At 67.1% G+C, this 14,041-nt stretch carries 10 protein-coding genes and 1 tRNA gene; 8 read left to right on the top strand and 3 right to left on the bottom strand.

Annotation, left to right across the window (positions count from 1 at the left end; all coding sequences use genetic code 11):
• The first annotated feature begins 102 nt into the window (after window positions 1-102).
• The 6 genes from ACIA8C_RS31715 (at window position 103) to ACIA8C_RS31690 (ending at window position 6,414) form a co-directional block, all read left to right on the top strand.
• Window positions 103-1,245, top strand: coding sequence for an acyl-CoA dehydrogenase family protein (locus ACIA8C_RS31715; protein ID WP_397141065.1), 1,143 nt, complete (start codon window positions 103-105; stop codon window positions 1,243-1,245).
• Between the two features lie 153 nt (window positions 1,246-1,398).
• Window positions 1,399-2,880, top strand: coding sequence for a flavin-containing monooxygenase (locus ACIA8C_RS31710; protein ID WP_397141063.1), 1,482 nt, complete (start codon window positions 1,399-1,401; stop codon window positions 2,878-2,880).
• 99 nt (window positions 2,881-2,979) lie between these two features.
• A complete protein-coding gene (locus ACIA8C_RS31705) occupies window positions 2,980-3,825 on the top strand; it encodes a DUF1542 domain-containing protein (protein WP_397141258.1) in 846 nt (281 codons plus the stop codon).
• An 84-nt stretch (window positions 3,826-3,909) separates the two neighbouring features.
• On the top strand, window positions 3,910-5,268 hold the full coding sequence (locus ACIA8C_RS31700) for a S41 family peptidase (protein WP_397141061.1): 1,359 nt from the start codon (window positions 3,910-3,912) through the stop codon (window positions 5,266-5,268).
• A 90-nt stretch (window positions 5,269-5,358) separates the two neighbouring features.
• Window positions 5,359-6,270 carry an SAM-dependent methyltransferase gene (locus ACIA8C_RS31695; protein WP_397141059.1) on the top strand — a complete coding sequence of 304 codons (912 nt, stop codon included), beginning with the start codon at window positions 5,359-5,361 and terminating at the stop codon, window positions 6,268-6,270.
• A gap of 71 nt (window positions 6,271-6,341) precedes the next feature.
• Window positions 6,342-6,414, top strand: a tRNA-Arg gene (locus ACIA8C_RS31690).
• A 768-nt stretch (window positions 6,415-7,182) separates the two neighbouring features.
• Here the strand turns inward: ACIA8C_RS31690 and ACIA8C_RS31685 are convergent.
• Window positions 7,183-8,061 carry an alpha/beta fold hydrolase gene (locus tag ACIA8C_RS31685; RefSeq protein ID WP_397141057.1) on the bottom strand — a complete coding sequence of 293 codons (879 nt, stop codon included), beginning with the start codon at window positions 8,059-8,061 and terminating at the stop codon, window positions 7,183-7,185.
• A gap of 94 nt (window positions 8,062-8,155) precedes the next feature.
• On the opposite strand from ACIA8C_RS31685, the gene ACIA8C_RS31680 reads away from it, so the two are divergent.
• Complete coding sequence (locus ACIA8C_RS31680; RefSeq protein ID WP_397141055.1) at window positions 8,156-11,419, top strand: BTAD domain-containing putative transcriptional regulator; 3,264 nt, start codon at window positions 8,156-8,158, stop codon at window positions 11,417-11,419.
• On the opposite strand, the gene ACIA8C_RS31675 is transcribed toward ACIA8C_RS31680, so the two are convergent.
• Both ACIA8C_RS31675 and ACIA8C_RS31670 read right to left on the bottom strand, forming a co-directional pair.
• Complete coding sequence (locus ACIA8C_RS31675) at window positions 11,361-11,684, bottom strand: putative quinol monooxygenase (protein ID WP_397141053.1); 324 nt, start codon at window positions 11,682-11,684, stop codon at window positions 11,361-11,363. The genes ACIA8C_RS31680 and ACIA8C_RS31675 overlap by 59 nt on opposite strands.
• Window positions 11,685-11,821: 137 nt before the next feature.
• Window positions 11,822-12,709: an SDR family NAD(P)-dependent oxidoreductase gene (locus ACIA8C_RS31670; RefSeq protein WP_397141051.1), complete on the bottom strand. Its 888-nt coding sequence runs from the start codon at window positions 12,707-12,709 to the stop codon at window positions 11,822-11,824.
• Between the two features lie 70 nt (window positions 12,710-12,779).
• Between ACIA8C_RS31670 and ACIA8C_RS31665 the strand changes: the two genes are divergently transcribed.
• The gene (locus ACIA8C_RS31665) at window positions 12,780-13,703 is read left to right on the top strand and encodes a LysR family transcriptional regulator (RefSeq protein WP_397141049.1); all 924 of its coding nucleotides are present in this window, start codon (window positions 12,780-12,782) and stop codon (window positions 13,701-13,703) included.
• Window positions 13,704-14,041: the final 338 nt, after the last annotated feature.

The following is a 14,041-nucleotide window of genomic DNA, read 5'->3' as shown; positions in this document are numbered from 1 at the left end:
GCCGAGCCGGTGTGTCAGTAGGAAATTCATCAACGCGCGCCGCAGCTCGATTCCGCAGCGGCCTGAGGCCCGCGGCGACGGTCGGCTCGCTAGCGTAGGGGTATGCCAGTGGATCGAATGCTGCCGACGTCCGAGGCTCGGGACCTGCTCGAGCTGACCCGCGATATCGCCGACAAGGTGCTCGAGCCGCGGGTGGTCGAGTGCGAGAAGACCGGGACGTTCCCCGATGGCGTCTTTCCCGCCCTCGGCGCGGCCGGTCTGCTGAGCCTGCCATATCCCGAGGAATTCGGCGGCGGCGCTCAGCCTTATGAGGTGTACCTGCAGGTGCTGGAGGAACTCGCGGCGCGCTGGGCGGCGGTCGCGGTGGCGGTCAGCGTGCACAGCCTGTCCTGCCATCCGCTGTTCACCTTCGGCACCGACGAGCAGCAGCAGCGCTGGCTCGCGAACATGCTGTCCGGCGAAACCATCGGCGCCTACAGCCTTTCCGAGCCGCACGCGGGTTCCGATGCGGCCGCGCTGCGCTGCAAGGCGACGAAAGTCGATGGCGGATACCGGATTACCGGCGCAAAGGCGTGGATCACCAACGGCGGCCGCGCCGATTTCTACACCCTGTTCGCGCGGACCGGCGAAGGTTCCCGTGGCATTTCGTGTTTCCTGGTGCCGCGCGACACCGAGGGCCTGAGCTTCGGCAAGCCCGAGGAGAAGATGGGCCTGCGCGCCGTGCCGACCACCACCACCGCCTACGACGCCGCGTTCCTGCCCACCGAACGACTGATCGGCGAAGAGGGGCAAGGACTTTCGATCGCCTTCAGCGCCCTCGACTCCGGCCGTCTCGGCATCGCGGCCGTGGCAACGGGTTTGGCCCAGCGCGCGCTCGACGACGCGGTCGCCTACGCCAAGGAGCGAGAGGCGTTCGGCCGCCACATCATCGATCACCAGGGCCTCGGCTTCGTACTCGCCGATATGGCCGCCGCCGTCGATTCGGCTCGCGCCACCTATCTCGACGCCGCCCGCCGCCGCGACGCCGGGCTGCCGTACTCGCGCCAGGCCAGCGTCGCGAAGCTCATCGCCACCGACGCCGCCATGAAGGTCACCACCGACGCCGTCCAGGTGCTCGGCGGCTACGGCTACACCCAGGACTTCCCGGTCGAGCGCTACATGCGCGAGGCCAAGGTCATGCAGATCTTCGAGGGCACCAACCAGATCCAGCGGCTCGTCATCGCCCGCCAGCTCGCCGGGAACTAGACAGCCGCACCCGTTCTCGGGATACGCACCCGTTTAAATAGTGCGGATCCCGAGAATCGGTGCGGATCCGACGGGAAACGCGGTGGCCGGAAATGTTGATTGGTTGACCGCGGATGTCTTCGGACCTGCGGGTTCGGCGTTTATGGTCAGGTTATGACAACGCCGTCCATCATCATTGTCGGAGCGGGGTTCGCCGGGCTCGGCGTGGCGCTCGAGCTGCGGCGGGCCGGGCTCGACTCGTTCACCATCCTGGAACGTGCCGCGGATCTGGGCGGTGTGTGGCGGGAGAACACCTATCCCGGCGCCGCGTGCGACGTGCCTTCGCCGCTGTACTCATGGTCGTATGAGCCCAAATCCGATTGGCCCCGGCGGTTTTCGGAGCAGCGCGACATCCACGCGTACATGCGCGGTGTCGCCGACAAGCACGACCTGAAGCGGTTCATCAGGTTCGGCACCGAGGTGACCGACGCCGAGTTCGACGAGCGGACCGGGCAATGGACGGTGACCACCGGGGACGGCGCGCGACTCACCGCCGATGTCTTCGTGCCCGCGGTCGGCCAGCTATCGCGGCCCGCCATGCCGAACATCCCCGGCATCGACACCTTCGCAGGCCCGGCCTTCCACTCCGCCGAGTGGGACCACACGGTCGATCTGGCGGGCAAGCGGGTGGCCTGCATCGGCACCGGAGCCAGTGCGATCCAATACATTCCGCGCATTCAGCCCGACGCCGCGCACCTCACGCTGTTCCAGCGCTCGGCGGCCTGGGTGCTGCCGAAGTTCGACACCGAGTACAGCACCACCCACAAGGCGGTGTTCAAGTATCTGCCGCCGACCCGGCTCGCCGAGCGGTTCGCGATCTGGTCGCTGTTCGAGGTGCTCGCGCTGGCACTGACCGACATTCCGGCGATGAAAACGCCGGTGATCGCGCTGGCCGACCGGCATCGGGCCAAGCAGGTTTCCGACGCCGAGCTGCGCGACAAGCTGACCCCCGACTACGCGGCCGGTTGCAAGCGCGGTCTGTTCTCCAACGAGTACTTCCCGGCGCTGGCCCAGCCGAACGTCAGGGTGGAGACCACCGCGATCGAGGCGATCACCCCCACCGGCATCCGCACCGCGGACGGCGTCGAGCACGAGGTCGACGTCATCGTCTACGGCACCGGGTTCAAGGGCACCGAGTTCCTCGCGCCGATGAATATCTACGGCGTAGGCGGCCGCAAGCTGGCCGACGTCTGGGGCGACGAAGGAGCGCGCGCCTTCCTCGGCCTGTCCGTGCCGAATTTCCCGAACCTGTTCATGATGTACGGCCCGAACACCAATGTCGGCTCCGGTTCGATCATCTACATGCTGGAATCGCAGGCGCGCTACATCCGGCAGGTGGTGCAGTACCTCACCGACCGGCCTGGCCGCTACCTCGCCGCCCGCGCGAACGCCGAACAGCACTGGGACGACTGGCTGCAGCGGCGACTGAAAGATACGCCGTGGAACTTCTGTTCCAGCTGGTATCGCAACGCGGCGGGCCGCATCACCAACAACTGGCCGGGCGCGACCGTGCTCTACCGCTGGAAGACAAAGACTTTCGACCTGGCCGACTACGACGAGGCGCAGGCCGAGCGGCCGCTGGCGGCGGCGCGCTAACTCTCGTACCGCGCCGTCTGTTTTCAGCCGGATCTCAGCAAGCGCCCATTAAGCTGGACAGTGTTCGAGACCCCGGCAACGGAAGAGGTACACACGGTGTTGTGGCTACTGATCGTCGTGGTGCTCGTGGCGGTTGGCGCCCTCATCGTGGTGCAGAACCGGCAGAGCAAGCAGCGCACGGCCACCGAGCTCGCCGACGCGCTGGCCGACGCCCGCCAGGTCAATGAGCGGCTCGGCGGCCAGATCTACAACCTCACCGGCTCGAACGAGGCCGCCAAGCAGGCGTTGGTCGACGCGTCCGAGCGGCAGCTCGCCGCCGGGTCGCAGCTCGATCAGGCGCGCACGCCCGCCCAGGCGCGGCTGGCGAAGCAGACCGCGCTGGAAGGGCTCTATTACATTCGGGCCGCGCGTAGTGCGATGGGCATGGATCCCGGCCCTGAGGTCCCCGCGCTCGACGGGCAGGACAGCGCGGGCAAGGTCACCGAGAAGCGGGTCGTCGAGCACGACGGACGAGAGATCGCGGCCTCGCCGGATCCTTCATCCGCGACACCGAATTACTACCCGGGCGGCCGGGTGGCGGGTCGCCCGGTGCCCGCGGGGTGGTACTCCGAGCCGTGGTGGAAGCCCGCGCTGATCGGCGGTGCGTGGGGTCTCGGTTCGGCGCTGTTGTTCTCGTCGCTGTTCTCCGGGATGTCCGGGGTCGGGTACGACGCGCAAGGATTCGAGAGCGGGTACGGCGACGGGTATCAGGACGGGTTCGCCGCCGCTGGCAATGACGGCGGATACGACCCGAGCGGTGACATCGCCGGCCCCGACTCCGGCGATACCTCCGGGTACGACTCCGGCAGTGACGCAGGCGGATTCGACGGTGGGGGTTGGGATGGCGGCGGGTTCGACAGTGGTGGGTTCGACAGTGGCGGCGGGTTCGATGGTGGCAGTTTCTGAGCTGATCTAGGTACGGCTGGCCCCACCTCCGACCCGCCTGTCCACACGGTTGCCGCCGCACGTCTCGTGCCGGACGGTTGACGAATGATCATGCAGCGCAAGCGGACCGCGGTTATCGCTGCCGCACTGGTAGCCATCGGGGCCCTCACAGCCTGCGGGAACGCGGCCGCTGATTTTCCGGACGGTTTCTGGCAGGTAGACGACTATGGCACCGCGCTTGCCGTGCACGACGACACTTTGGAGACCTTTCAGCTGACCGCGCTCAGCTGCATGAAGGGCGAGACCGCCGCGCGGTCCGGAAAGCCGGGTGGCTACGTCACGGACGGCAAGGACGTGCTCACCCTTCGTCCCGGCGATGGCCCGGATCGGGCCACTCTGCACATCGATGGGTCACCGGGCGACCGCACGCTGCGTCGACTCCCCGCCCTGCCGACCACCTGCGGCGGCACCGTACCCAGCGCCTTCGATGTCTTCTGGCAGACGTTCCAGGAGAACTATCCGTTCTTCGCGGCGAAAGGCATTGACTGGCAACAGGTTCGGGCCCGGTTCCGTGATCGTGCCATTCTCGCCGAGCAGCGCGGCGACGACGCCGAACTCTTCGCGGTACTGCGGGACATGGTCGCGCCACTGAACGACGCTCACGTGGTCGTGTCGGCAGGCGACACCGGATTCTTCGGCACGGGCAGGCCGGGAACGACCATCCCCGGCCCGCAATTCGACGGGCAGGTCAAAGAGTTCGTCCAGCGTCGCGACCTCGCGCACCCGCTCACCGAATATGCGAACGGCCGCATCGGCTATGCCGATCTGCCCGAGCAGGACTACGGCTACCTGCGGGTCTCCTCGTTCAGCGGCTACACCGCGGACCGAACCTTCGCCGCCGACAGTGCCGAACTCGACCGTGCCCTCGACGCGATTTTCACCGCGGATGGGCTGTCACGGCTGCACGGATTGGTCCTGGACCTACGGGTCAATGGCGGTGGCTCAGACGGCCTGGGCCTGCAACTGGCCGCCCGCCTCACGGACCGGCCGTATTTCGCCTACGCCAAGAAGACCCGCACCACCGAACCGCAACCGCAGCGCGTCGAACCGGACCGCGCCGCTTTCGCCGGGCCGATCGCCATCCTGACCGGCGGATCCACGGTCAGCGCTGGCGAGACCTGCACCCAGGCCATGATGGAACGCCCTTCGCGCACAACAAGAATCGGCCAGCCGACGCAAGGCGTGTTCTCCGACGTGATGGAGCGCAAGCTGCCCGGCGCCACGCACGCGGGCTGGTGGTTCGGCGTGCCGAACGAGGAATTCCTGACCTCGGACGGCCGGACCTTCGACGGTGCGGGCATCCCGCCCGAGCTGACCGAGCCCGTCTTCACCGACGAGGAATTCGAGCAGCAGCGCGACTCCGCTTTCGACCGCGCGCTGCGCTGGCTGACCAGCGGTGCTTGACGGCGGAAGCAAACTGTCTGAGACTGTCAGCATCCCGGATCCAGACCGGTTAGCGGCAACTGGTCGGGGAGCAACCCGTCGGGAGGGCTCATGACGCTGACCACAGCCGGTATTCCGGTGGAAGACTTCCGGACTCGATCGCGGCGCTGGGCCAAGGAATGCTACGAGTGGTCGAAGGTGCCGTTCCTGCCGTCCAGCCAGCGGGTCGGCCGAGTCTACGACGTAGTCGGCCCGCAGAACCTCTTCGGCGAGGACTCGCTGTTCATCAATCTCGGCTACTGGCGCGACAATCCGGCCACCCTCGACGAGGCGAGCAAGGACCTGGCCAGGCTGGTGGCCCGCGAGGCCGAGCTCGGACCCGACGACATCCAGCTCGACGTCGGCTTCGGCTACGGCGACCAGGACTTCCTGTGGGCCGAGGAATTCAAGCCGAAGCAGATCATCGGCGTGAACATCGCGGTCGAACAGATCGAGATCGCGAGCAGGCGGGCCGTCGAACTCGGGTTGGACCACCGCATCCACTACGAATACGGCTCCGCCATCGACCTCCCGCGCGAAAACGAATCGTGCACCAAGGTGACGGCCCTCGAATCCGCCTTCCATTTCCCTTCGTACACAAAGTTTTTCGCGGAGGCATACCGAGTACTGCGGCCCGGCGGCAAGCTCGTCACCGCGGACATCGTGCCGCGCACCAACCGAGCCTCGAAAGCCATCGTCCAGATATCCGACCGACGTCTCCCCGGCACCCTGCACGAGCGCGACTTCTTCGACATCCACCACTACCGCCAAGCCCTGATCGACGCGGGCTTCAGCAACGTCACCACCTACTCCATCCGCCGCGAGGTCTACGCCCCCCTCGCCACCTACCTCACCCAACGCCTCCGCGACCACGACATGCGCCGCGTCAACCCCGCCCTCCGCCTAGCCTTCAGCCGCCCCGCCCTCACCCTCTGGGGCCCATGGGCCGACTACATCATCGCCATAGGCACCAAGAAACCCTGACCAACGAATCCGTTTCGGCCTCAGCCCCTAGACCCGGTAGACTCCCCGACGTCCCGGTCTCCACCGGGCCAGCCCTCGTAGCTCAGGGGATAGAGCACCGCTCTCCTAAAGCGGGTGTCGCAGGTTCGAATCCTGCCGAGGGCACAACGTCCAGGAAGTGCGTCATCGATGCAGGCCATCACCACTCGCTCAACGAACGATCGGCCGCAACTCTTCTTCTCTGGCCATGGATCGGTTCATCTCTCCGCCGTTTTTGTAGATGACGACACCGTGCCAATCTCGATTGCGGTCCCGTCGCCAGGTCAGCAGTAGAGCATCCTCGTGGATCTCGGAGTCGAAAGAGAAGACACAACGCTTTATGCGCGCCCAGTCATTACGCCGGGTAGCCTCTGCGGGCAAACACAAGGGGCAGGCAATGTTGTGCCGCCGGGCCGACTTCGAAGAAACCTCTCGGATGCCAGCCCGCTGACCACAGCGCTCCGCAAGTCGGTTGTCGGCATCGAGCACACCGCAGTCGCGTTGACAGTGGTAGACACCGTGCGGCACACCGCCGAGTACTACAAAAGTCCGTGGCTGCGGATCAAACCATTCCGGCGGCTCATTCGAGATCCGATACAGACTGGGGCCCACTGTGCATCCGACGTCATCTATCCATGGGGGCAGCCCCTCGTACTCGTACACAGGCCAATGCGGCCCCGACGATCGAAGTGACAGACCGAAAGGCGTTCGAACCCGTCTTGTACCCATGCGTATAGGCTATGACTCCGACTCCGTCGCGCACCAGTCTCGTTCCAGAATTTTTCGGCCCATGATTGAGCCTTCGAGCAGTTGCCGAGTAGAACTCCGCTCAGATTCAGCCTTCAGACAGCGCTAGGTCGCCCGCACAGCATGACCAGTGCGGACGCAGGTGGGTCAGCGATGCAGGAGATCTCTTAGGGCTCGGGTGACGGTGGCCGGGGATTCTTCGGCCATGAAGTGGCCGCACGCGACGGTGGTGTGGTTGAGGTCGGGGGCCCATGCGCGCCAAAGGGATTCGGCGTCGAAGCCGAGTGCCGCGCCCCAGTCCTGTTGGAGGACTGAGACTGGCATGCGGAGGTGGTTGCCGTTGGCGCGGTCGGTTCGGTCGTGGTCGAGGTCGATGCCTGCGGAGGCTCGGTAGTCGGCGACGATGCTGGGGACCGCGGCGGCGCTGGCGCGCAAGTAGGCGGTGCGGATTTCGGGTGGGATGGCGGCGGGGTCGCGGGTCCAGGTGTCGAGGAAGTGGCTGAAGAAGGCGTCGGGCGTCGCCGCGATCATTTGTTCGGGGAGGCCGGGGGGTTGGGCCATCAGGTAGAGGTGGAAGCCGACGGCGGCCGTCACGCCGTGCATGACCTCCCACATGTCGAGAGTGGGTAGGACGTCGAGCGAGGCGAGGTGGGTGATGGTGCCGGGGTGGTCGAGGGCGGCTCGGATGGCGACCAGGGCGCCGCGGTCGTGGCCGGCCAGGGCGAAGCGGTCGTGGCCGAGCGTGCGGGCGGCCTCGATGATGTCGGCGGCCATGGTGCGCTTGGCGTAGGTGGTGCCGTCGGTCTCGAGCGGCTTGTCGCTGTCGCCGTAACCCCGCAGGTCGGGGCAGATGACGGTGTGGTCGGCGGCCAGGTCGGCGGCGACGTGGCGCCACATCAGGTGGGTCTGTGGGCAGCCGTGCAGGAGGACGATGGGGGTGCCGACGCCGCCGACGGCGACATTGAGTTCTACCTGGTCGGCGACGGTGATCCGCTGGTAGGTGAATCCGGTAATCTTCGGCGTCATGAGGTGCCTTTCTGGTGTTCATGGGTGACGCCGGACAGTCTTCGCACCCGCACTCAGTAACTGGTCAGCAGCGACTGAGTGCGGCGGTGGGCGCGTGACGCAGCTGCGTTTCGGTGTCCTCGGTCCCATCAGCGCCGAGCGTGACGGGGAGCCGCTCGCGTTGAAGGGACCGCGGCATCGGGCGGTACTTGCCCGATTGCTCGTCGCGCGGGGGCGGATGGTTTCGGTGGACCAGTTGATCGATGACCTGTGGGAGCGGCCGCCGCGTGGCGCGGTGGGGGCGATTCAGACGTTCGTCGCGGATCTTCGGCGGGTGCTGGAACCCGATCGCCCGCCGCGCGCCCCGGCCGAGGTGCTGGTGACGGTCCCGCCCGGATATGCGTTGCGCACCGAGGCGGTGGACGCGGATCGGTTCGAGGCAGCGGTCGTTCGCACCGCCGAACTGCTCGCGAACGAAGAGTTCGATCGAGCGTTGACGACCATCGATGCGGCATCGGCGCTGTGGCAAGGCCCGGCGTATGCGGAGTTCGCCGAACAGGGTTGGGCGCGTGCGGAAGTCGACCGGCTGGACGGATTGCGCCTGCTGGCCGTCGAGCATCGCGTCGCCGCGCTGATCGACCTCGCGCGGCCCGCCGAAGCCGTGCCCGCGCTGAATTCCCTTCTCGCCGAACATCCTTTGCGTGAACACGCATGGCAGTTGCTCGCCGTCGCGCTCTACCGATCCGGCAGGCAGAGTGATGCTCTAGCAGCGCTGCGCCGCGTTCGTCACCTTTTGCGCACCGAATTGGGCGCCGACCCCGGTCCCGAGCTCCAGCGGGTAGAGGCGGACATCCTGGCGCACGCGCCGCACCTCCTCCCTTCGGCTCGAACTACGCCGACCGGAAGGGGTTTCGTCGGGCGTCGATTGGAATTCGCTGCGGTGCAGCACGCCGCCGATGATGCCGCTCGACACCGCCGCGTGCGGTTGGCATTGCTGGCAGGCGAGGCAGGTGCCGGTAAAACTGCTCTCGCCGAGCAGGTTTCATCGGCGCTCGCTGACAACGGCTGGCTCACCGCGCGCGGAGAAAGTCCGGCCGACCTCGGCGTTCCGCCGGGCTGGGCGTGGACAAGGATTGTCGCGGCACTGACCGCTGCCGGAACAGCACCGCAGGCACACGGTCAGGCCGAAGTCGCGACCATAGATCCCGCCGAGGCGCGATTCCTGTTCCATCGCGCCGCCGCCGAATATCTGGCGTCAGTCTCCCAAAGCACCCCCGTTCTGCTGGTTTTCGACGACATCCACAATGCCGGTGCGGAAACCCTCGACCTTCTCTCCGCTCTGGTCACCGGAGGTATGACCGGCCCGGTGCTCATTCTGGCGACGTACCGCAGCACCCAGATCAGCACTGAACTCACCGCCATGCTCGGCAAGGTCGCACCCTTCGAACCGGTTCGCGTATACCTGAGTGGTCTATCCGAAGCCGACACCGCCGCACTGGTGCGCGAAATCGCCGGGCCGGATATCGCCGAACGCGATGGACCGCGAATTCACCGGCGCAGCAACGGAAATCCATTCTTCGTCCGCGAGCTGGCCCGGCTGCTCCGCGATGCGGGATCGGATGCGCTGGACACCATCCCGCCAGGCGTCCGCGAGGTCATCCGGCATCGCATGGCCATGCTGCCGCAGTCCGCGCAAAACTTGGTCCAGCAGGCATCCGTACTCGGCGAAGACGTCGATCGCGAGCTTCTCATCGATCTCGCGGGCGACCTTCGCCGCGCACTGGACAGCCTCGAAATCTCGCTCACGGCAGGGTTGTTCACCGAGACACCTGGTGGCTTCCTCCGCTTCACCCACGCCTTGGTTCGCGACACCGTGTACGGCGACATCAGCGGCCCACGCCGCGCCCAGTGGCACGGCGAGATCGGTGCGCTACTCGAAACAATCAGCACTACAGAGGTTTCCGTACTGGCACACCATTTCGTCCGCACGCAGAGCCGAGCCACCGCAGTGCGCGCGGCCCGCTACGCCCGGGCCGCGGCACTCGAGGCCGAACGCGAATTCGCGCTCACCGAGGCGGTACGACAATGGCGCGCGACACTCGAAGCCTTCGATCGAATGCCGGAGCCCGATCTGCCCGCGCAAGTCGACGCGACAATCGGACTCGCTAGAACGTTGGCGGTCACCGGTCACCTCGCGGAGGCCCGCCGCTACCGAGAATCGGCCATCACGCAGGCTGAACGGTGGGCAGATCCAACGCAGGCCGCACGTGTGATCAGCGCCTTCGACATTCCGGCCGTGTGGACCACCAACGACAACCCCGATCTGGCAAGCCACGTCGCCGCCGCCGCCGAACGCTCCCTTGCCGCCCTGCCCGCCGAGCACCGCGAGCTGCGCGCGAAGTTATCCACAACGATCGCCCTCGAACTACGCGGCGCCGCCGACGACCGTGGACTCCGTGCGGCGGCTGAGGCCGAGGCGATCGCGAGGGAGCTCGGCGATCCCGCGATGCTGGCCTTCGCCCTCAACGGCCGGTTCATGCACACCTTCCACCGCGCAGGCCTGAGCGCCGAACGCGCCCGCATCGGCGAAGAACTAATCGCGCTCGGACAACACCGACTGGTCACGTTCGAGGTTCTAGGTGACCTCATTTGCATTCAATCAAGCTGCGCAACAGGGGATTGGACTTCGGCAAGCGCCCACGCGTCCGCTGCGGACCGACTGGCCGCCGACTACGAACTCCCGATGGTCGCCGTATTCACCCACTGGTACGCGGCCCTGCGCACCGCGATCACCGGCAGCCATCGTGACGCTGAGGCGGCGTACCGCGCCGCCGCCAAGTTGCTCACCGGCGGCGGGATGCCCGGAGTCGAACAGGGCCTGCTCCCCCTTGCCCTGCTCTGCCTGCGACTGCAACACGGCATGCCGGCCGACGACCCGACCGCGGCATGGGGACCGTACGAACCATGGGTTCGCCCGATCATCCTCTTAGACAACGGACTTCGCGCCGAAGCGCCCGCGGCTCTGCAAGACGTACCCGAGTCGCCACGAGACCTACTTCTCGAGCTACGCACCTGCCTGACCGCCCGTGCCGCCCTCGCCATCGGCGACGAACCGGCGATGCATCACTGCTACGACCAATTGCTGCCCGCCGCAAACGAATTCGCCGGAGCAGGCAGCGGCTTGGTCACGCTGGAGCCGGTCTCCCACTACCTCGCCGAGCTCGCCACCGCCCTCGGCCGACCGGACGCCGCCGACGAGCACCGACAGCTTGCGCTTGCCATCGCCCGCCGAGCGCAGTCGCCCCATCTCATCGCGGCGCTCACTGCACTGTCATCTCCCCCATCTCGGACCAGCCGTCGCCGTCGATCGTCCGGCTGATGATCTTCGGCGTGGACGCGAGTGCCTGCGGCAACTCGGTCACCGCGGCCTTGAAATGGTCGCTGCTGACGTGCGCGCCACCTGCCGCCTCGTCCCGGAATGCCTCTACCAGAACGAATTCGGCCGGATTGTCGACGCTGCGGGACCAGTCGAACCAGAGGTTCCCTTCTTCCGCGCGCGTGGCGGCGGTGAACGGGCCGACGAGTTCGAGCCACCGGTCCGTCCATTCCGGCTTGGTCGTGAACTTGACGACGATGAAGATCATGGCGCTCCTCCTGCGGTAGTGGGCTGCCGCGACGCCGTCCGGCTCCCCCGCAGGAAGCCGGACGGCGATCGATGCGAACAACCCATTGTCGGGCGATCAGTAGATGATGGCGGCCGAACAAGCCCACCGCGCCCAGCTCACGGGATGAGCTGCAGCGCTTGCTCGTCCAGTGGGGTGCCGGAGTGCCAGGGCACGACCTTGCCGAATTGGATCAACTCGCCGTACTGATCCGGGTCGACGCCCGGTGTCAGCGCCAGATCGACTACGGCACTTGCGGCTTCGGCGGGGGTCTGGGCCTCGCTGAAGTCGCTGAACCACGGGCGGGACGTCGCGGTGTCGACCATGCCAGGGCAGATCGAAGCGATCAAGGTGCCGGTGCCCAGGTCCTTGGCACGGCGCTCGGCGGCGACCGCGCGCACGGCGGCGACCTGGGCGACCTTCGAGGGGGTGTTCAGCCAGCGGGGCCAGCCCGCCTCTTCGGCAGTCTTCGAATGGATTGCGCTGCGCCAGGATTCGACGGCGTACTCGACCTGGTCGAGAGTGGCGTTGTCGAATAGTGGCCGCAGCTGCTCGGGCAGGTGACCGAGGGTGCCGAGCGAGCTGGCGACGACGAACAGGCGGCCGCCGGGGCGCAGGATCGGGGTGAAGGTGCGCAGGATCGTGTGGGTCGCGGTGTTGGCGACGTCGATGTACTCGTCCGCCATCGCGGACTGGGACTGATCCGGCAGCAGGCGGGTGGTGGCATTGGAGAGAACAATGTCTACTCCGCCATAGGTTTCGCGCAGCTCGGCGGCGAGGGCCGCGATGGCGTCGGGGTCGGCGACGTCGAGCACCCGGCCCTGCACCTGGCTGTGTGTGCCTGGTGCGGCGGCGATTTCGGCCGCGGCGGCCGCGACCCGCTGCTGGTTACGTCCGGTGAGCAAGACCAGATCCGCCGGTTCCATTCGAGCGGCGAGTCCCTCGGCGAGTGCCCGGCCCAAACCTTGGTTCGCTCCGGTCACCAGTGCAATGCGTGCGTTGTTCATGACTCCAACCTAGGAGCGGGATATCCATGAGTCCAGCGATATTTGGACACATATGGTATGCGTAAAAGTCATGGATTTCACCGACGTCTCACTGACCGCGCTGCGCGTCTTTCGCACCGTCGCCGAGCAAGGCACCTTCACCGCGGCGGCAGGCTCGCTCGGCTACACGCAGTCCGCGGTGTCGCGGCAGATCGCCTCGATCGAGCGGATGGCGGGCACCGGGCTGCTGGAGCGGCATCGCGAAGGCGTAAAGCTCACGGCGGCAGGGCATCTCGTGCTGCGACGGGCGACGGCGGTGCTCGATCAGATCGACGCGACCGCCCGCGAGTTGTCGGGACTGCCCGCGCACACGGCGACGGTGCGGGTGGGCTGGTTCCCCAGCGCGGGCGCCGCCCTGCTGCCGAAGGCCATCACGGCGCTGCGCCAGACCCATCCCGGCATCACCGTGCAGAGCCGAGAGGGCAGCACACCCGCGCTGGCTCGCGCGCTCCGCGCGGGCAGCGTCGACCTGGCGCTGCTCGCCTCCGAGCCGCCGTTCCGGCCGCCGGACACCGAGTCGCCCGCGCTGATCCTGCGCACCCTCACCGAGCGCAGTCTGTGCGTCGCCGTGCCCGCTACCCACCCACTCGCGCGCGGCGACTACATCGACGTCGCCGACCTACACGGGCAGCAATGGATCGCCGGACCGAACACCAGCGACGACCGGCTGATGGGCGTCTGGCCCGGCTTGGACGAACGCCCCGAGATCGCGCACATCGCCCGCGACTGGCTGGCCAAACTCCAATTGGTCGCCGCCGGTTGCGGATTGACCACCATCCCGGCCGTGCTCGCCCCCGCCGCCCTACCCGGCGTGCGAGTCCTTCCGGTCCGCGGCGGCCCACAGGAGCAACGACGACTCCTGCTCGCCCATCTTCCGTCCCCGCTCAGCGAGGCGGCGGCCAGAACCGCCGAAGCGCTGCGAACCGCCGCGATAGGACTGGACGTACCGCAGTAACCGCGCGCAGACCCGCCTTCCACCGATCAGCGCCTGCACGCGGTAGCGTGGGTTTGCTTACAATTCGCCATCGATCGATGTGGTAGATACACAACCGTCCTGAGCTGCCCTTCAACTGGACGACCGTCCAGCACCAAGGAGAAGTCTTCGATGCGCGTTATTCGTGGTTGGAAGGGTTCTGTGGCGATGGCCACGGTCTCGGCAAGTGTCCTGCTCGGCCTGCAGGCGGCACCGGCAGTCGCGGAAACCCCGGGGATGCTGATCTCGGCGACTCCGCAGGCCGACGGCTGGCGTCCGATGCCGAACGGGTCGGTGATCACCTACTGGATGGCCGGGTC

The organism is Nocardia sp. NPDC051321 (assembly GCF_044455225.1).
Classification (GTDB): Bacteria; Actinomycetota; Actinomycetes; order Mycobacteriales; family Mycobacteriaceae; genus Nocardia.
The sequence above is the reverse complement of the archived record's forward strand: the minus strand, read 5'-3'. Positions and strand labels throughout refer to the sequence as shown.